General features: G+C 72.3%; 14 protein-coding genes and 1 pseudogene. 5 read left to right on the forward strand and 10 right to left on the reverse strand.

The window, feature by feature from the left end; all coding sequences use genetic code 11:
* Positions 1-32 precede the first annotated feature (32 nt).
* On the forward strand, positions 33-647 hold the full coding sequence (locus ACZ43N_RS04835; RefSeq protein WP_468094980.1) for a TetR/AcrR family transcriptional regulator: 615 nt from the start codon (positions 33-35) through the stop codon (positions 645-647).
* A gap of 130 nt (positions 648-777) precedes the next feature.
* Here ACZ43N_RS04835 and ACZ43N_RS04840 read toward each other — a convergent pair whose 3' ends face one another.
* The gene (locus ACZ43N_RS04840; RefSeq protein WP_468094982.1) at positions 778-1,794 is read right to left on the reverse strand and encodes a DUF2510 domain-containing protein; all 1,017 of its coding nucleotides are present in this window, start codon (positions 1,792-1,794) and stop codon (positions 778-780) included.
* 691 nt (positions 1,795-2,485) lie between these two features.
* Between ACZ43N_RS04840 and ACZ43N_RS04845 the strand changes: the two genes are divergently transcribed.
* Positions 2,486-5,158, forward strand: coding sequence for an ATP-binding protein (locus ACZ43N_RS04845; protein ID WP_468094984.1), 2,673 nt, complete (start codon positions 2,486-2,488; stop codon positions 5,156-5,158).
* A gap of 236 nt (positions 5,159-5,394) precedes the next feature.
* Here the strand turns inward: ACZ43N_RS04845 and pcaDC are convergent, their stop codons facing one another.
* The 5 genes from pcaDC to ACZ43N_RS04870 are packed head-to-tail and all read right to left on the reverse strand — an operon-like array spanning position 5,395 to position 10,102.
* Positions 5,395-6,525, reverse strand: a complete 1,131-nt coding sequence (gene pcaDC / locus ACZ43N_RS04850) for a bifunctional 3-oxoadipate enol-lactonase/4-carboxymuconolactone decarboxylase PcaDC (RefSeq protein WP_468094986.1) — start codon at positions 6,523-6,525, stop codon at positions 5,395-5,397.
* Positions 6,522-7,910 carry a 3-carboxy-cis,cis-muconate cycloisomerase gene (pcaB, locus tag ACZ43N_RS04855; protein WP_468094988.1) on the reverse strand — a complete coding sequence of 463 codons (1,389 nt, stop codon included), beginning with the start codon at positions 7,908-7,910 and terminating at the stop codon, positions 6,522-6,524. The genes pcaDC and pcaB overlap by 4 nt, the downstream gene beginning before the upstream one ends.
* Entirely contained in the window at positions 7,907-8,512 is a 606-nt protein-coding gene (gene pcaG / locus ACZ43N_RS04860; RefSeq protein WP_468094989.1) for a protocatechuate 3,4-dioxygenase subunit alpha, read from the reverse strand. The genes pcaB and pcaG overlap by 4 nt, the downstream gene beginning before the upstream one ends.
* 6 nt (positions 8,513-8,518) lie before the next feature.
* A complete protein-coding gene (gene pcaH, locus ACZ43N_RS04865) occupies positions 8,519-9,292 on the reverse strand; it encodes a protocatechuate 3,4-dioxygenase subunit beta (protein ID WP_468094990.1) in 774 nt (257 codons plus the stop codon).
* A gap of 9 nt (positions 9,293-9,301) precedes the next feature.
* Positions 9,302-10,102, reverse strand: a complete 801-nt coding sequence (locus ACZ43N_RS04870) for a CoA-transferase (protein WP_468094992.1) — start codon at positions 10,100-10,102, stop codon at positions 9,302-9,304.
* 227 nt (positions 10,103-10,329) lie between these two features.
* Between ACZ43N_RS04870 and ACZ43N_RS04875 the strand changes: the two genes are divergently transcribed.
* A complete protein-coding gene (locus ACZ43N_RS04875) occupies positions 10,330-10,785 on the forward strand; it encodes a MarR family winged helix-turn-helix transcriptional regulator (protein WP_468094993.1) in 456 nt (151 codons plus the stop codon).
* A gap of 312 nt (positions 10,786-11,097) precedes the next feature.
* Here the strand turns inward: ACZ43N_RS04875 and ACZ43N_RS04880 are convergent, their stop codons facing one another.
* Positions 11,098-12,027 (reverse strand): DUF3048 domain-containing protein, encoded by a 930-nt coding sequence (locus ACZ43N_RS04880; RefSeq protein WP_468094995.1) that lies wholly within the window; start codon positions 12,025-12,027, stop codon positions 11,098-11,100.
* 237 nt (positions 12,028-12,264) lie between these two features.
* On the opposite strand from ACZ43N_RS04880, the gene ACZ43N_RS04885 reads away from it, so the two are divergent.
* Positions 12,265-13,455, forward strand: coding sequence for a zinc-dependent alcohol dehydrogenase (locus tag ACZ43N_RS04885; protein ID WP_468094997.1), 1,191 nt, complete (start codon positions 12,265-12,267; stop codon positions 13,453-13,455).
* 31 nt (positions 13,456-13,486) lie between these two features.
* Here ACZ43N_RS04885 and ACZ43N_RS04890 read toward each other — a convergent pair whose 3' ends face one another.
* Complete coding sequence (locus tag ACZ43N_RS04890; protein WP_468094998.1) at positions 13,487-14,551, reverse strand: ATP-dependent DNA ligase; 1,065 nt, start codon at positions 14,549-14,551, stop codon at positions 13,487-13,489.
* 73 nt (positions 14,552-14,624) lie between these two features.
* On the opposite strand from ACZ43N_RS04890, the gene ligD reads away from it, so the two are divergent.
* Positions 14,625-15,635, forward strand: a complete 1,011-nt coding sequence (gene ligD / locus ACZ43N_RS04895) for a non-homologous end-joining DNA ligase (RefSeq protein WP_468094999.1) — start codon at positions 14,625-14,627, stop codon at positions 15,633-15,635.
* Between the two features lie 45 nt (positions 15,636-15,680).
* Here ligD and ACZ43N_RS04900 read toward each other — a convergent pair.
* A pseudogene (locus ACZ43N_RS04900) lies at positions 15,681-16,010 on the reverse strand (TOBE domain-containing protein); the annotation flags it as partial.
* 28 nt (positions 16,011-16,038) lie between these two features.
* A complete protein-coding gene (locus ACZ43N_RS04905; RefSeq protein ID WP_468095001.1) occupies positions 16,039-16,482 on the reverse strand; it encodes a hypothetical protein in 444 nt (147 codons plus the stop codon).
* Positions 16,483-16,519: the final 37 nt, after the last annotated feature.

Raw genomic sequence — 16,519 nt, forward strand, 5'->3', positions numbered from 1 at the left:
TGGATGTGACCCGACCGAAGGAGACCGGAGTCATGACGTCGCAGGCCGCGGACGGGCCGGACACGGCCGTCGCCTCGCGCCGCTCCAAGATCACGCCCGAGCGTGAGCAGGAGTTCTTCGACGCCGTGCTCGAACAGGTCCGTGAGTGCGGCTACGACTCGGTGACCATGGAGGGCGTCGCCGCGAGCACCAGGTGCAGCAAGTCCACGCTCTACCGGCAGTGGAAGAACAAACCCCAGTTCGTGGCCGCGGCGCTGCGCGCCCGCCGCAGCGTACGGTTCGGCGGCATCGACACCGGCTCCCTCCGCGGGGACATGTGCGAGGTGGCCCGGCAGGCGAGCGAGGGATTCGCCCTGGAGGGCCGGATCTACCAGGCTCTCGGCCAGGCCGTCGTCCAGGACGAGGAGCTGCGGGCGGCTCTGCGCGACGCCCTGATCGAGCCCGAGATCGACGCCCTCAAGGCGATGATCGACCGTGGTGTCGCGCGGGGCGAGGTGCCCGCCGACCATCCGGCGCTGGAGTTCGTCCCGGCGCAGATCTTCGGTGTCCTGCGGGCCCGCCCGGTCCTGGAGGGGCGGGACGCGGACGAGACGTACATCATCAGATTCATGGAGGCGGCGGTGTTCCCGACGCTGGGCCTCACCTGAGACTCGGGCCGCTGTTCATGGGATGACCGGACGGCGACCCGACCGCGCCGCACCGTGGGGACGGGGGCGGCGCGCACCCCCCGGCCGGGTGGGGTTCCGCTGGAGCGGAGAGGAACCCCACCCGGCCGACTCACACGTCCTGGCCGTTTCCGCCGCTGGTGATCGCCGCCTTCTTGATGCCCTTGGTGATTTCGTCGATCACCGACTGCTCGGGCGCCTCGTCGCTGACGTCGATGCCGAAGCGCACCACGACGAGCCTCGAGGAGTCGGCCGGGGACGGGAACGCGAGCGACTCGACATAACCGTCGTCGCCCTTGCCGGTGGCCACCTTCCAGCGGACCAGATAGCCCTTCTCGCCGGCCACGGTCACCGCCTTCGAGGCCAGCTCCTTGTGCGAGCTGATCTTGCCGTAGCCCTCGGCGCCGTAGGCGTCCTCGGCGTTCTTGGCGATGTCCTCCTTGGCGGCCGCCTCCGCCGTGGTGGCCTTCAGACCCAGCTCCTTGGCGGGCATCGAGTAGGCGCCGCCGCGGGTGCAGGTCTTCGAGGGGTCGGCGGGGCACTTGTACTTCGCCTCCGTCACCACCTGCGCGCCGACCGGCAGCGGGGAGGTGATCCAGCCGTCGGGCACGGGGATGCTGATGCCGCTGGCCGAGTCGGTGGCGTACCCGTCCTCGGTCTGCGGCGGCTGCCCGGACCCGTCCGGCGCCGGTGACTGTCCGCCGCCACCGTCGGAGCCACCTGAACCCCCCGAGCCGCCCGGCCCGCCGTCGCCGCCCCGGCCGTTCTGCCCGCCGGAACCCTGCGACGTCGTGGCGCCGTCGTCGCCGCCGTCACCGCCGACCAGGGCGTAGGCGCCGATCCCGATGCACGCCAGGACCGCGACGGCCACGGCGACGGCTATGCCCGTGCGCAGCCCGCGCTTCGGCGCCGGGGGGCCGTAGGCCGGGTATCCGGGATACACCGGTCCGGCGGTGGGCGGGTACGGTCCGGCGACAGGCGGGAAGGCCGGGGGGCCGAACGTCCCCGCCGAGCCCGCGGGCCGCACCTGGTCCGTCCACGCCCTGCCGTCCCACCAGCGCTCGGTGGGTGGCGCGTCATTCGTCTGGCCGGGGTCGGGGTACCAGCCGGGAGGAGTCACCTGCGTCATGACGCCACCGTATGAGGCCGGAGTGAAAAGCGGATGAGAGGGGACCGGAATTCGCCGTACCGCGCGCCGTTTCAGCCCCTTGGTGAGCTTTCGCGCGATGGTCTGCTTTGAGTCGATGTCAGGGTGACGCGCTCGTGGCCTGAAGTCCACCGCGGGGGTCCTCGCCCCGCTCCGGTCGGCGTGAGCCCGTCCGCCGTTGTCCGTGAGGAGCGGCCGAGTGCCCGCACGGCCCGCACGGCCCGCACGGCCCGCACGGCCCGCACGGCCCGTACGACCCGCACGACCACCAGCCGTACCGGCGGCCGATACGCCGCTCGCCGCGCCCCACGCGGTGAAGTCGCGAAGCAGCCCGCAGACCCTGAACTCGTCCCCCTCGATGAAGCCGCCGACCGACCCCGCGAACAGCGCCCGACGGAACGGTGCCGCCTGCAGCGCCAGGGCCATGCCGCCTCCCAAAGGGCCGCGACACGAAGGACCACGACCCGCCACCCTGGGGAACTGGCGTCCGGGTGCATCAGGTTGACTGCCCATCACCTCCCGCGCGGCAGGTGGACGGCCGGAAGTGTCGCCCGACGGCCACCCGGTGTCACCCCGGACGGCAACAGGTGCCCCGACCGGACTCCACTTCCCCCGCCGGAGGGCTACGCTCGATGACCTGTACGTCGTTTGGGCGACCTGGGGAGGTAGCGGGATGACGGAGGCACGGCCCGATACGGCCGCCTCGGCTTCCCTGTGGGAGCGCGACACGGAGATCGCCGCGATCACGGAAGCGATCGAGGAACTCTGCGTCGACCGAACCTCACCGGGCAGAGTCCTGGTCTTCAGAGGCGAGGCGGGCATCGGTAAGACAGCCCTCCTCACCGAGGCCCGCCGCATCGCCGAGGAACGCGGCTGCACGGCCTGGTACGCACGCGGCGGCGAGACCGTCACGTCCGTCCCGTTCAACGTCGTGCGCCAGTTGCTCCAGCCCGCGTTACTGGAGCTGATGGACGACGAGACCCCTGAGCAGCAAGGCGACTGGTACGACATCGCGGGCCCCGCCCTCGGCCTCGCCGAACCGGGCGAGGCACCCGCCGACCCCCAGCACGTGTGCGACGGCCTCGTCGCCGCCGTGGGCCGGCTCGTGCGCCGGACCTGGCCGCTCGTGCTGCTGATCGACGACGCCCACTGGGCCGACCAGGAGACCCTGCACTGGCTGTCCGCGCTCACCGGACGGCTGTCCGAGATGCGCGTCCTCGTCGTGCTCGCCCGCCGCCCCGGCGAGGCGACCGGGGAACGAGCCCGCCATCTGCAGGAGATCGCCGCCGAGGCGGGCCCCGTCGCGAAGATCAGCGCGCTCACGCCCGAGGCCACCGCCGGGCTCACCCGCATCACGGTCGGTGAGCACGCCGACGACGCGTTCTGCCGCGAGGTGTGGGCGGTCACCGCGGGCAACCCCTACGACACCGTCGAACTCCTCGCCAAGGTCAAGGACAGCCGGTTGCAGCCGGTCGAGGACTCCGCCGCCGAACTGCGCGCCCTCAACAAGACGGCGCGCGGCCACGGGCTCGTCGCCCGCCTGGAGAAACTCGGCGTGGAAGCCACCCGGTTCGCCTGGGCGGCCGCCATCCTCCACACCGGCATCACCGTCGACATCGTCGCCCGCCTGGCCGGGCTGCCCGCCGACACGGCGCGGGAGTGCGCCGAACTGCTCACCCAGGCCCGCATCCTCACCGCGCCCGATCCGGCCAACCGTCAACCGGACGACGGCGACCTGGTGTTCGTCCACCCCCTCATCGCCACCGCCGTCTACGACTCGATCCTGCCCAGCGTCCGCACCGCGTTCCACGGCGTGGCCGCGACCGTCGTCACCGAGTCCGGGCGCGGCCCCGCGGCGGCCTCCCGCCACCTCCTCGAGGTCCTCCCCGACGGCGAGTCCGAACTCGTCGAACAGCTCCGGGCCGCCGCGACCGAACACCTCGCCGTCGGAGCCCCAGAAGCGGCCCGCCGCTGCCTCGAACGTGCGCTCCAGGAACCGCCCCGGCCCGACGTCCGCGTACGCGTTCTCTACGAACTCGGCTGCGCCACCCTCCTCACCGCCCCCGCCAAGACCGTCGAATACCTCCGCTCGGCCCTGGCCGAACCCGGCCTCGACAGCGCGCAACGGGTGAACGCGGTGTTCCGGCTCTCGCAGGCGCTCGTCCACAACGACCAGCTGGGCGAAGCCATCCGCACGGTCGAGGAGGAGGCCTCCCGGCTGGAGCCGGGGCCCGCCCGGATGCGGCTCCAGGCCGCGCGCTACATGTGGGAGGGCATCCACGCGGGCGAGGAGGTGTCCCCGACCCACTCCCAGGAGCTCGCGCAACTCGCCGCGACCTGTGCGGGCCGCGACAACTCCGAACGCGCGCTGCTCATCCTGCGCGGCTTCGACGCGATGGCCCGCGGCGAGAACGCCGAGGTGGTCGTCGAGCACTGCGACCGCGCCCTGGTCAACGGCAGGCTCGCCCCCGGACTCGGCTGGACCGACACCGAGTGGGGCATGGAACTGCTGCTGATGCTCACCACGGCGTACGCCTACGCCGACCGCCTCGACCGTGCGGAGAGCCTGTGCACGGAGGCCCTGCGCACCTATGAGTCCGCCGGGTGGAGCGGCGGCCATCTGGCCCTGGCCCACGCCTATGTCGCGCTCGCCCACCGCAGGCGGGGCCGCCTCAGGGAGGCCGAGAAGTCCCTGCGCAAGTCACTGGTGTTCGCCGAGCGGGTCGGCTGGGGCCTTCCTCTGTTCTGGACGTCGACCTGCAACCTCATCGACACGCTGCTCGCCCGCGGCCATGTGCAGGAGGCCTGGGAGGTCGCCGAGAGGAACGGCTTCGCGCCCCCGTACCCGTCGCCCATCGTGCTGCCCGACCCGCGTTCCGTCCGCGGTCGGCTGCTCCTCGCCGTGGGCCGCACCGAGGACGGCATCAACGAACTGGAGGCCGCGGAGAAGGCGGCGGACGCCCGCGGGCACCACAACACCGTCCTCGTCCCCTGGGGCGGCGATCTCGCCCGCGCCCTCGCGGGCGTCGACCCGCGACGCGCCGTGGAGATCGCCGGGCTCGTCCGCCGCCGCGCCGAGCGCTACGGCACGGACACCGCCATCGGGGAGGCCCTGCGCGTCGAGGCCGCCCTCGCCACCGGAAAGCAGGCCGCCAACCTCTACGCCAAGGCCGTCACCTACCTCGAAGCCTCCCCCTCCGCCTACGAGCACGCCGCGGCCCGCGTCGAGTACGGCATCGCCGTCCGCTCCGCCACGGAACTCAGGCGGGGGCTCACCCTCGCCGAGTCCTGCGGCGCGGACGGTCTCGCCGAGCAGGCCCGGGAGGCACTTGTCGCGCTTGGCTAGTGCTGTGACCGGACAGGTTTGCCGGACAGCTCGTGGCGTCCGGTGCCGGGGGCACCTCCCAGGCCGTTCAGGCAGTGGGGGAGCATCGCAAGGCGGAGTATCACGCGCGTACTGGAGGTACGCGGGTGATGCGACAGCGCGGCGAGGTGCCGTGCCGGGCGTCGCGAGCCGGTGAACCTTTCCGGTCACAGCACTCGGTCGTGTCCGCCGTGCGGGCGGGACTTTGCGGACACCACCTACGACCTGTCGTTCCGTCCCTCCTCCGCGAGCACCCGTTGGGCCGTCGCGAAGGCCGAGTTGGCCGCCGGGACACCGCAGTAGACGGCCGTCTGGAGGAGGACGGCGCCGATCTCGTCGGGGGTGAGGCCGTTGCGGCGGGCCGCTCGGATGTGCATGGCCAGTTCGTCGTAGTGGCCGTGGGCGACCAGGGCGGTCAGAGTGATCATGCTGCGTTCGCGGCGGGAGAGGGTCGGGTCGGTCCAGATCTCGCCCCAGGCGTAGCGGGAGATGAAGTCCTGGAATCGGGCGGTGAAGGGCGACTGGCGGGACTGGGCTCGGTCCACGTGCGGATCGCCGAGGACCTGGCGGCGCACCTCCATCCCGCGCTGCGGATACCCGTCGAAGTGCGCGCGCATCGCGCCCAGCACCGCCTCCGGGCGTTCGGCCGGTGCCAGATGGGACGCGCCGGGGAGTTCCGTGAGCGACGCACCCGGCACCGCGTCCGCGATCTCCCGCAGATGCGCGGGCGGAGTCGCCGGGTCCTCCCGGCCGGCGATCAGCAGCGTCGGCGCCGTGATCCTTGGCAGCGCGTCGCGGATGTCGAACGCGGCGAGCGCGTCACAGCACGCGGCGTACGCCTCCGGGTCGGCCCTGCGGTGGTCGTCGACCAGCTCCGGCACGGTGAACCCGGGGGTGAACCAACGGGAGTCGGCGGTCTCGGCGAGCCCGGCCAGCCCCTCCCGCCGCACCAGTCCGGCCCGCTCCCGCCACGGCTTCTCCCCGTTGAAGTGGGACGAGGAGCAGATCACCGCGAGGGACGAGATCCGCTCCGGGTGGTGCGCGGCGAGCTGCAGACCCACCGCCCCGCCGAGGGACACCCCCGCGTACGCGAACCGCTCGATGCCCAGCGAGTCCGCCAGGGCGAGCACCAGGGCGGCCAGGTCGCCGACCGTCGCCCCGGCGGCGATCAGCTCGGCGGGGGAGTCGCCGTGCCCCGGCAGGTCCCAGCGGATCACCCGGTGGGTGATCGACAGTTCGGGCGCCACCTTGTCCCACAGTCTGCTGGAGGTGCCGAGGGAGGAGCCGAGCAGCAGCGGGGGAGCGGAGGCCGGGCCCTCCGCACGGTGGTTGAGCAGTATGTCCGTCAACGTCGCTCCAAGGCACGGTCGGTGAGGTCACCGGCGGAGCCGGTGTAGCGGGCGGGGTCCGTGAGGTCCGCCAGGTCGAGGTCCTTCAGGTCCGGCTCCTCCGCCAGCAGTTCGCCCAGCGGCCGGCCCTCGGTGTGGACACGGGCGGCGGTCCGGGTGAGCAGTTCCTTGGCGCGGGCCCGGCCGAGCACCGGCGCCAGCTCGGCGGCCAGCCGCTCGGAGACGATCAGCCCATGGGTGAGGTCGAGATGGTGCCGCATGGCGTCCGCGTCCACCCGGAGGCCCTGCGTCAGCTCCACCGCGTTGCGCGCGGCGCCCCCCACGAGCCGGAGCAGCTCCCGCAGCGGCTCCCACTCGGCGTGCCAGGCCCCGGCCGGCCGTTCGTCCTCGGCGGCCAGCGCGCCGTACAGCGTGGCCGCGAGCTGGGGCGCCCGCCGGGCCGCCGCCGCGATCAGCGTGGACCGCACCGGGTTCGCCTTGTGCGGCATCGCGGACGAACCGCCCCCGCTGCCCTCGGCGACCTCCGCGATCTCCGTTCGGGCCAGCGTGAGCACGTCGACCGCGACCTTGCCCAGGGCCCCCGCGGCGAAGGCCAGCGCCCCGGCGAGGTCGGCGATCGGGGTGCGCAGGGTGTGCCAGGGCAACTCCGGTTCCCGAAGACCCAGTTCACGGGCGTACGCGGCGACCAGGGCACGGGTGTCGACCGGCGTGCGCGGTGTCCCGGCGTCGGTCACCTGGGCGAAGACGCTGAACGCGGCCAACGTGCCCGCCGCACCGCCCAGTTGGGCGGGCAGGCCGGCCCGTACGACCGCGATCCGGTCCCTGGCGTCCAGCACCAGCGACCGCCATCCCGCCGCCTTCAGCCCGAAGGTCGTCGGCACGGCGTGCTGGGTGAGCGTCCGCCCGGGCATCGGCGTGTCCCGGTGTCCGGCGGCCAGCCCGGCAAGCGCGGTCTCCGTGCCGCCGAGGTCGGCCAGCACCAGGTCGAGGGTGCGCGCGGCGACCAGCATCGTCGCCGTGTCCATGATGTCCTGACTGGTCGCGCCCCGGTGGACGTACGGGCCGTACGCGGCGCCGACCGCCTCCGTGAGGTCGGCGACCAGTGGGATCACCGGGTTGCCGCCGCCACGCGCGCGCTCCGCGAGGGACCGTACGTCGAAGGCGCCGGAGCGGGCCGCCTCGGTCACCGCCGTCGCCGCCTCCGCCGGGGCGAGACCGAGAGTGGCCTGGGCGCGGGTCAGGGCGGCCTCGGCGTCGAGCAGCGCCCTCAGGTAGGCGCCGTCGCCGGTCGCGGCCGCCGCCGGGGAGCCGGTCCACCCGGGGGCGAGCAGACCGGCGTCGGGTTCGGCCGGGGGCACTTCCCGGCCGAAGGATGGGAACGTCACCGGAACTCCAGGAAGACCGTCTCGCCCTCGCCCTGAAGGCGGATGTCGAAACGGTAGGTGTTGTTGCCCTGGTCGTGGGCGATCAGTGTGCCGCGGCGCGCCTCCTCGACCCGGGAGAGCAGTGGGTCGGCGGCCAGCGCCGCCTCGTCGCCCGGCAGATAGATCCGGGTGAACAGGTGGACGAGGAGCCCGCGGGCGAAGACGCACACGCTGAGGTACGGCGCGTTCCGGCCGCGTGCGCCGGGCCGCAGGGTCCGCGCGGTCCAGTGCCCGCCCGCGTCGGTCTGGACGCGGCCCCAGCCGGTGAACTCGACGCCGTTGCGGCCCAGGAAGCCGCCGCTCGCGGGGTCGCGCCGCATGGAGCCGTCGACCTGCGGGACGTTGCCGTCCGGGTCCGGGCCCCACAGCTCCACGAAGGCGTCCGGCAGCGGACTGCCCTCGCCGTCGAGGACGTAGCCCTGGAGCGCGATGGTGTCGGAGTGGCCGACGGGGGCGATGTCGCCGCCGCCGGGGAACGGCAGGGCGTGACCGTAGAAGGGTCCGACCGTGTGCGACGGGGTCGGGAGCACCGTCTCGGGACGGCTTGTGTCGATCTTCGTCATGGCAGGTCAGCGTCCTTCTTCGATCCAGGTGGCGTGGGGCCCGTCGAGCACGATGTCCCAGACGTAGCCCATCGAGAACTCCGGCACCGACAGGTTGTGGTCGTATGTGGCGACCAGTCGCTGCCGCGCCGCGTCGTCCGTCACCGACTGGATGATCGGGTCGTACGGGAACAGCGGGTCGCTCGGGAAGTACATCTGCGTCACCAGCCGCTGGGTGAACGCCGTGCCGAAGAGCGAGAAGTGGATGTGGGCGGGCCGCCAGGCGTTGAGGTGCTGGCGCCACGGGTACGGGCCCGGCTGGATGGTCGTGAAGTGGTAGTGCCCGTCGTCGTCGGTCAGGGTGCGGCCGACGCCGGTGAAGTTCGGGTCGAGCGGGGCGTCGTGCTGTTCACGCTGGTGGGCGTAGCGGCCGGCCGAGTTGGCCTGCCAGATCTCGACCAGCTGGCCGCGGATCGGGCGCCCGTCGCGGTCGAGGAGGCGGCCGGAGACGGTGATGCGCTCACCGATCGGCTCGCCGTGGTGCTGTCGGGTGAGGTCGTTGTCGATCTCGGTGATGTCCCGTTCACCGAAGGCGGGGGAGGACAGCTCCACCAGCTCCGGGTCCTTGCTGACGTCGATGGAGACCGGCGGCTGCTTCGGGTGCCGCAGCACCGAGGACCGGTACGGCGCGTAGTCGCGACGCGGCTGGTGCTCGACCGGCCCGCCGTCGGCGACCCGCTTCTCGTAGGCGGCGTGCTGGGCCGCGATCTCCAGGTCGATGTCCGCTTGGGTGAGTGTCATGAGGGTTCCTTAGCGTTCGAGGGCCAGGGCGAGGCCCTGGCCCACGCCGATGCAGAGGGTGGCGACGCCGGTGCCGGAGCCCTTGCGGGCGAGTTGGTGGACGACGGTGCCGGCTAGGGGGTGTTGTGAAAGTCCCGCACAGCACCCGCGGCGCCCGGCACGCACCCTCGCCGCACCGGCCAAAGACCCACCTAGCGCCGCTACGAGGGCCTTCGTCCGGCACGCCGAGGCCACGCACCGGACACCGCGGGCACCGCACTGGACTTTCACAACACCCCCTAGGCGGGCGCCGGAGGCGCCGAGCGGGTGGCCGAGGGCGATGGCACCGCCCCGCGGGTTGGGGATCGCGGGGTCGAACTCGGGCCACTCGGCGACACAGCCGAGCGCCTGCGCGGCGAACGCCTCGTTCGGCTCCAGGACGCCCAGGTCGTCGAACGACCTGCCCGCCCGGGCCGGCGCGCGGTGGACGGCCTCGACCGGTGCGAGCCCGAAGTGGTGCGGGGTCCGCCGATCCCGGTGATCACCTTGCTGGGGATGACCCAGTTGGTGAGGTCGCCGCCGGTGGACACCTGCAGGGCACCGAGGGCCGCGACGTCGATGTGGCCGCCGCGGATCACCGAGAACCGCGAGGCCGGACGCCATCGCCCCGCAGTTGTTCGACACGACCCCGGGGACCGAGAGCCCGCGCTCGTGCAGCACCTTGATCAGCACGGTCGGCACGCCGCTCAGTCCGAAGCCGTCGGCGTTGAGCGTCGCGCCGTCCGGCACATCGGCCACCGCCTCCAGGGCTGTGGCGACCACCTTGTCCATCCGTGAGGCCCCATCTCGTCCGAACACCCGGCCCCTCGGTTAGTCAGGGCACTGAGCATTTCGGTGAACTTCCCTTCACGCTGCCACTCGTCGGGTCCGCCGTCAAGGCCCGTGAGAGAGGTGAGGTCAGATGCGTGCGCGGCGCTGGACAGGCTCAGGTGGGCGGCGGGTATCGTTCAGTGTACGAACGGATTTCCGTCCGTCCCGATCGAGCCGAGGAGCGAACAATGGCCGCGGTGGACCTCTCCACCCACCCCGGGCACCTGGCCCGACGGCTGCAGCAGGCGCACTACCTGCTGTGGAACGTGATGGTCTCCGAGGAGATCACCTCGCCGCAGTTCGCGGTCCTCAACACCCTGGTCGCCGAGCCGGGGCTCGACCAGCGCACGGTGGGGGAGAGGGTCGGTCTCGACCGCTCGACGATGTCCGAGGTGATCAGCAGGCTCGGGCGCCGGGGCCTGCTCGACAAGGTCCGCGACCCGCAGGACGGCCGGCGCTTCCTGCTGCGGCTCACGGAGGACGGCGCGCGGACGCACCGCAGGCTGACCGTGCGGACGGCCCGGATGAACCAGGTGTTCCTGGCCCCCCTGTCGGAGGACGAGCGGGACACGTTCTTCGAGCTGATACGACGGGTGGCCGACGCCGCGGAGGAACTGCGCAGCCCGACGGGGTCGCTCCGCTAGAGCTGTGACCGGAAAGGTTCACCGGCTACCGGCGTCCGGCACGGCACCTCGCCGCGTTGCCGTATCACCCGCGTACATCCCGTACGCGGGTGATGCTCCGCCTTGTGACGCTCCCCCGCTGCCTGAACGGCGTGGGAGGCGCCCCGGGCACCGGACGCCGCGCGCTGTCCGGCAAACCTTTCCGGTCACAGCACCAGCGTCCGGTCCGGCTGCGGCCGGTTCATGGTCGGGCGTTCGGTTCCGTGGGCTCCCGCTCCGGCGCGGGCCGCTCGGTTCCCAGGGCTCCGGCTTCTCCGGCTCGGCGTGAACCGGTCACTTCTTGACGTACACCACCCAGACCTGGCCCTTCGCGAAGTTCATGGGCCTGCCGTCCTCGGTCGTGAAGGTCGTGCCGTCCGAGGGGGTCTTCCGCTCCCAGTCCGCGTCGAAGGCGCGGCCGTCGCGCAGGACCTCGGCCTTCCCGGATCCCACCGTCGCGGTGTACGGCGTGTTGTTGCCGAGGTAGTCATGGAACTGGGACTTCCGGATGGTCACGTGCTGTACGACCACCGTGGCCGGAGCCACGCGTGCGCCGTCGGTCAGCACGGCTTCCCGGCCGTCCATGGAGACCAGCCAGCGCCGCTCCTCGTCGGACCAGGTGAAGGTGAAGCGGGCCGCCGGGTAACGGATCGTGCGGGAGTCCTCGGGGGTGCCGCCGGGAGGTGCCTGGCCGTAGCGGAAGCCGGTGGTCAGGGCGTCGGCGCCGGGCGGGGAGCGGAAGAGCTTCCCGGGGCGCAGATAAAGGTTGTGCGGGGCGGCCTTGTCGGTGCCCCGGTAGTACGCGGAGCCGGCGTCCCCCGGGGGCCTGGCGTCCACCGGTGCTTTGTCTATCAACGGGAGCAGCTTGCCCTGGGCCCCGGAGAAGGCGAGCGTCGGTTCGTCGAACTGGCCAAGGAGCTCCAGGTCGGACTCCCGGGCGCTGCGCACGGGCCCGACGGCCTCCGGGAGCCTCGTCGCATAGACCGCCATCAGCCGGCTCAGACCGCCCTCGACCTGCTCGGCGTAGACGATGTCCGCGGCGTCGAGCCCCGTCTGGGGTCTGGCCGCCCGCACGTTGTCGATCTTCACGGCGAGTATCGAGCCGACGGGCGCCGTGGTGCCGGGGCTCTCCTTGGAACCTTCGCCCTGGCGGCCGTCGTCGCCCGAGCCGCTTCCGGAGCAGCCCGCCAGGAGGGCGCCGGCCGTGAGCGCGGCGAATACCATCCCGGTCGTCCCCCGGCGCCGAGTCCGCCGCGCCTTCGGTTCCATGCCCACCCTGCCCGCCCTTCACCGTCTTTGCCTCTGATTGTGCGCTTATAGATCCATAGATGGCTATCCCTGTTCACTTCTGACCGCATCCCCCGGGGTGGGTTCGCTCGGCAGCGGTCGTGGTTCGGACCTGGGGCTCCGGGTACTCGTGGCGGATCTGTGAGGCCGAGTCGAGGGACGGAGCGGGACGCGATGAAGGCAGTGACATGGCAGGGCAAGCGGGACGTACGCGTCGAAACCGTGCCCGATCCGAAGATCCAGGAGCCGACGGACGCGGTCATCCGCATCACCTCCACCGGGCTGTGCGGCTCCGACCTGCACCTCTACGAGGTATTGACGCCGTTCATGACGCCGGGCGACATCCTCGGTCATGAACCCATGGGCATCGTCGAGGAGGTCGGTGCCGGGGTACCGGACCTCGCCGCGGGCGACCGGGTCGTGGTGCCGTTCCAGATCGCCTGCGGCAACTGCTGGATGTGCCTCACCGGTCTGCCCACCCAGTGCGAGACCACCCAGTGCACGGGCGAGGGCATGGGCGCGGCCCTCTTCGGCTACACCCGGCTCTACGGCGCGGTGCCGGGCGCCCAGGCCGAGTACCTGCGGGTCCCGCAGGCCCAGTTCGGACCGATCAAGGTGCCGGAAGGCCCGCCCGACGACCGGTTCGTCTACCTCTCCGACGTGCTCCCCACCGCCTGGCAGGCGGTCGAATACGCCCACATCCCGCCCGGCGGCAGTGTCGCCGTGCTCGGTCTGGGGCCCATCGGTGACATGGCCTGCCGGGTCGCGCAGGTGCGGGGCGCCGAGCAGGTGTTCGGCGTGGATCTGGTGCCCGAGCGGCTACGTCGGGCCCGCGACCGCGGCGTCGAGACGTTCGACCTCAGGGACTTCGACAGCCAGAAGGAACTCGTGGCCGCGATCCGCGACCGCACGGCCGGACGCGGCCCCGACTCCGTGATCGACGCAGTCGGCACCGAGGCCCACGGCAGCGCCGCCGCCAAACTCGCCCAGACCGCGGCCGGAATGCTGCCCCGCGCCATCGGCGCCAAGTTCGCGGAACACCTCAGCGTCGACCGGCTCGCCGCCCTGTACACCGCCATCGAACTGGTGCGACGCGGCGGCACCATCTCCATCTCCGGGGTGTACGGCGGCACCGCCGACCCCATGCCGTTGCTCACCATGTTCGACAAGCAGATCCAGCTGTGCATGGGGCAGGCCAACGTCCGCACCTGGAGCGACGACATCCTGCCGCTCCTCACCGACGAGGACCCGCTGGGCGTCGACACCTTCGCCACCCACCGCATGCCGCTCAGCGAGACACCGCACGCCTACGAGATGTTCCAGCGAAAGGACGACGGAGCGGTGAAGGTACTGCTGGAACCGTGAGCGGACCCGCGGCTTCGCGGGGGCCGGGCGGCTACGGACCGAGGATCTCCGCCAGGTCGAAGTTCACCGGCTCCTCCAGTTGGGCATAGGTGCAGCTCTCAGGCGTGCGGTCCGGGCGCCAGCGGCGGAAGCGGGCCGTGTGGCGGAAGCGGACGCCGTTCTCCATGTGGTCGTACGCCACCTCGGCGACCCGATCTGGCCGCAGCGGGACCCAGGACAGGTCCTTCTTCCCCGACCAGCGGCTCGGCGCGCCCGGCAGCCGTGCCGTCTCGTGCGCCGCCTCCTCGGCCCAGGCCGCCCAGGGGTGCTCCCCCGCGTCCGGCATCCGCACCGGCTCCAGCTCGGTCACCAGCTCGGCCCGCCGCTTCATGGGGAACGCCGCGGACACGCCCACATGCTGCAGGGTGCCCGCGTCGTCGTACAGCCCGAGCAGCAGGGAACCGACGACGGGCCCGCTCTTGTGCAGCCGGTAGCCGGCGACCACCACGTCCGCCGTCCGCTCGTGCTTGATCTTGAACATGACCCGCTCGTCCTGCCGGTAGCGCAGATCCAGCGGCTTGGCGATCACCCCGTCCAGTCCCGCGCCCTCGTACTGCTCGAACCACCGCTCGGCCACCGCGCGGTCCGTGGTGGCCGGGGCGAGATGGACGGGGGCCGTCACATCCGCCAGGGCCCGTTCGAGGAGCGCGCGCCGGTCGGTCAGCGGGACGTCGGTCAGGGACTCGTCGTCCAGGGCGAGCAGGTCGAAGGCGACGAAGGAGGCGGGCTGCGCCCCGGCCAGCATCCGGACGCGGGAGTCCGCCGGATGGATACGCTCGGTGAGGGCGTCGAAGTCGAGCCGGCCCTCCCTGACGATCACGATCTCGCCGTCCATCACACACCGCAGCGGCAACCGCCCCGCGAGCGACTCCACCAGCTCCGGGAAGTACCTGGTCAGCGTCTTGCCCGTACGGCTGCCGATCTCCACCTCCGGCCCGTCGCGGAAGACGATCGCCCGGAACCCGTCCCACTTCGCCTCGTAGTGCATGTTCGGCGGGATCTTCGCCACGGACTTGGCGAGCATCGGTTTCACGGGCGGCATCACCGGCAGATCCATGCTCCGATTCTGCGGCCCCGTGAGGAGATTCGCCCGGTATGCGGTATGCGCCGCCTCCGCCTACCGTGGCCGCATGGGTGATGCGGTGGAGTTGGAGGTGGCGGGTCGGACGGTACGGCTGTCCAGCCCCGACAAGGTGTTCTTCCCGGAGCGCGGTTTCACCAAGCTGGACCTCGCCCGGTACTACCTCGCCGTCGGCCCGGGCATCCTGCGGGCGCTGCGCAACCGGCCCACCACCCTGGAGCGCTATCCGGAGGGGGTGACCGGCGAGAACTTCTTCCAGAAGCGGGCCCCGAAGAACATGCCCGACTGGATTCCCACCGCCCACATCACCTTCCCCAGCGGCCGCAGCGCCGACGAGATGTGCCCGACCGAGGTCGGGGCCGTGGTCTGGGCCGCGCAGTTCGGCACCCTCACCTTCCATCCATGGCCGGTCCGGCGGGACGACGTCGACCGCCCCGACGAACTCCGCCTCGACCTCGACCCGCAACCGGGCACCGACTACGCCGACGCCGTCCGCGCCGCCCACGAGCTGCGCTCCGTCCTCCATGACTACGGCGACCTGCGCGGCTGGCCGAAGACCTCCGGCGGGCGTGGCCTGCACGTTTTCGTCCCGATCGCACCGCACTGGACGTTCACCCAGGTCCGACGGGCCGCCATCGCCGCCGCCCGCGAACTGGAACGCCGGATGCCGGACCAGGTGACCACGGCATGGTGGAAGGAGGAGCGGGGCGAGAAGATCTTCGTCGACTACAACCAGACCGCCCGCGACCGCACCATCGCCTCCGCCTACTCCGTACGCCCCCGCCCGCACGCCCCCGTCTCCGCGCCCCTCACCTGGGACGAGGTGGGCGACGCCGTGCCCCGCGACTTCGACCTCGCCACGATGCCGGTGCGCTTCGCCGAACGCGGTGATGTGCACGCCGACATGGACGACCACGCGTACTCCCTGGAAGCGCTGCTCGAACTGGCCGCCCGCGACGAGCACGACCACGGTCTGGGCGACCTGCCGTATCCGCCGGAGTATCCGAAGATGCCGGGCGAGCCGAAGAGGGTGCAGCCGAGCCGGGCGAGGAAGCGGTGACCTTGCCGGCGGCTCGGCTCCAGGTGCCTTGGCCCGCGGGGTTCTTCACGCGGCTGATCTGCGGGTAACCGCTGTCGGTCCTCCGACCCGTGGGCCGTCGACGACCCGCCCCGCACGCGGCAGCAACAGCACGCGGACGCCATTCGCCGGGCCCAGCCGCCGCCGCGGCACCGGGTTCCGGGTGAGCAGGTGTGCCCGGTCCGGGGCGAAGCCGATGTCGACATTCGTGCCTTCGGCCAGCGCCTCCTGCCGGTCGATGCCCGGTTCGGTGACCGTGATCGTGCCGCCGGTCGTCTCCGCCTCGTAGCCGAGGGTGGGTCCGTGGAAGGTGGAGCGCAGCACCACGCCCGGGCCGGTTCCGGCATCGGTGACCGCGGCGAGCCGGACGGTTCCGGGCGCACCGTCAGGTACGCGTCGGTGGCGCCGACGGTCCCCCGGGGAGGCATTCCCTCAGCAGTTCCTCGTCCGACGTCACGTCCGCCCGTGTGTTCACGCCGGAGCGGGCCGTCTCGTGGGTGTTGTCGGTGCGGTGGCGGCGGGGTGAGGACAGTTCCGCCCGGACCAGGGGGAGGGCCGGTGCCGCCGCGGGGCCCGTCTCGACCAGGCACGCGGCGACCTCCGGGCGGTGTACCGGCTGGGTGGTCCAGTGGTGCGACAGCATCGGCAGGGCCTCGTCGGCGTTCCCGGTGGTCGGCCACAGGGCGATCGCCTCGTCGATGCCCCGCTCAAGATCCCGCAGGCTCGCTGCCAGCGGGGTGGCCACCGGGCCGAGGGAGCCGATCACCCGCAGCGCCCCCCTTCGCTCGTGGCGGGGCCTCCCCGTTGCGCAGTGGCGTACGGCGGCCATTGAGCACAGCATGCCGTACGCCACTGACAACGGGCCG

The organism is Streptomyces sp. NPDC030814 (assembly GCF_055572155.1).

What these genes read in the sequence shown, in the direction of transcription:
- ACZ43N_RS04835 (WP_468094980.1), top strand. Translation starts at nt 33, where the DNA reads ATGACGTCGCAGGCCGCGGACGGGCCGGACACGGCCGTCGCCTCGCGC.
- ACZ43N_RS04840 (WP_468094982.1), bottom strand. Translation starts at nt 1,794, where the DNA reads ATGACGCAGGTGACTCCTCCCGGCTGGTACCCCGACCCCGGCCAGACG.
- ACZ43N_RS04845 (WP_468094984.1), top strand. Translation starts at nt 2,486, where the DNA reads ATGACGGAGGCACGGCCCGATACGGCCGCCTCGGCTTCCCTGTGGGAG.
- pcaG (WP_468094989.1), bottom strand. Translation starts at nt 8,512, where the DNA reads ATGACGAAGATCGACACAAGCCGTCCCGAGACGGTGCTCCCGACCCCG.
- pcaH (WP_468094990.1), bottom strand. Translation starts at nt 9,292, where the DNA reads ATGACACTCACCCAAGCGGACATCGACCTGGAGATCGCGGCCCAGCAC.
- ACZ43N_RS04870 (WP_468094992.1), bottom strand. Translation starts at nt 10,102, where the DNA reads ATGGACAAGGTGGTCGCCACAGCCCTGGAGGCGGTGGCCGATGTGCCG.
- ACZ43N_RS04875 (WP_468094993.1), top strand. Translation starts at nt 10,330, where the DNA reads ATGGCCGCGGTGGACCTCTCCACCCACCCCGGGCACCTGGCCCGACGG.
- ACZ43N_RS04880 (WP_468094995.1), bottom strand. Translation starts at nt 12,027, where the DNA reads ATGGTATTCGCCGCGCTCACGGCCGGCGCCCTCCTGGCGGGCTGCTCC.
- ACZ43N_RS04885 (WP_468094997.1), top strand. Translation starts at nt 12,265, where the DNA reads ATGAAGGCAGTGACATGGCAGGGCAAGCGGGACGTACGCGTCGAAACC.
- ACZ43N_RS04890 (WP_468094998.1), bottom strand. Translation starts at nt 14,551, where the DNA reads ATGGATCTGCCGGTGATGCCGCCCGTGAAACCGATGCTCGCCAAGTCC.
- ligD (WP_468094999.1), top strand. Translation starts at nt 14,625, where the DNA reads ATGGGTGATGCGGTGGAGTTGGAGGTGGCGGGTCGGACGGTACGGCTG.
- ACZ43N_RS04905 (WP_468095001.1), bottom strand. Translation starts at nt 16,482, where the DNA reads ATGGCCGCCGTACGCCACTGCGCAACGGGGAGGCCCCGCCACGAGCGA.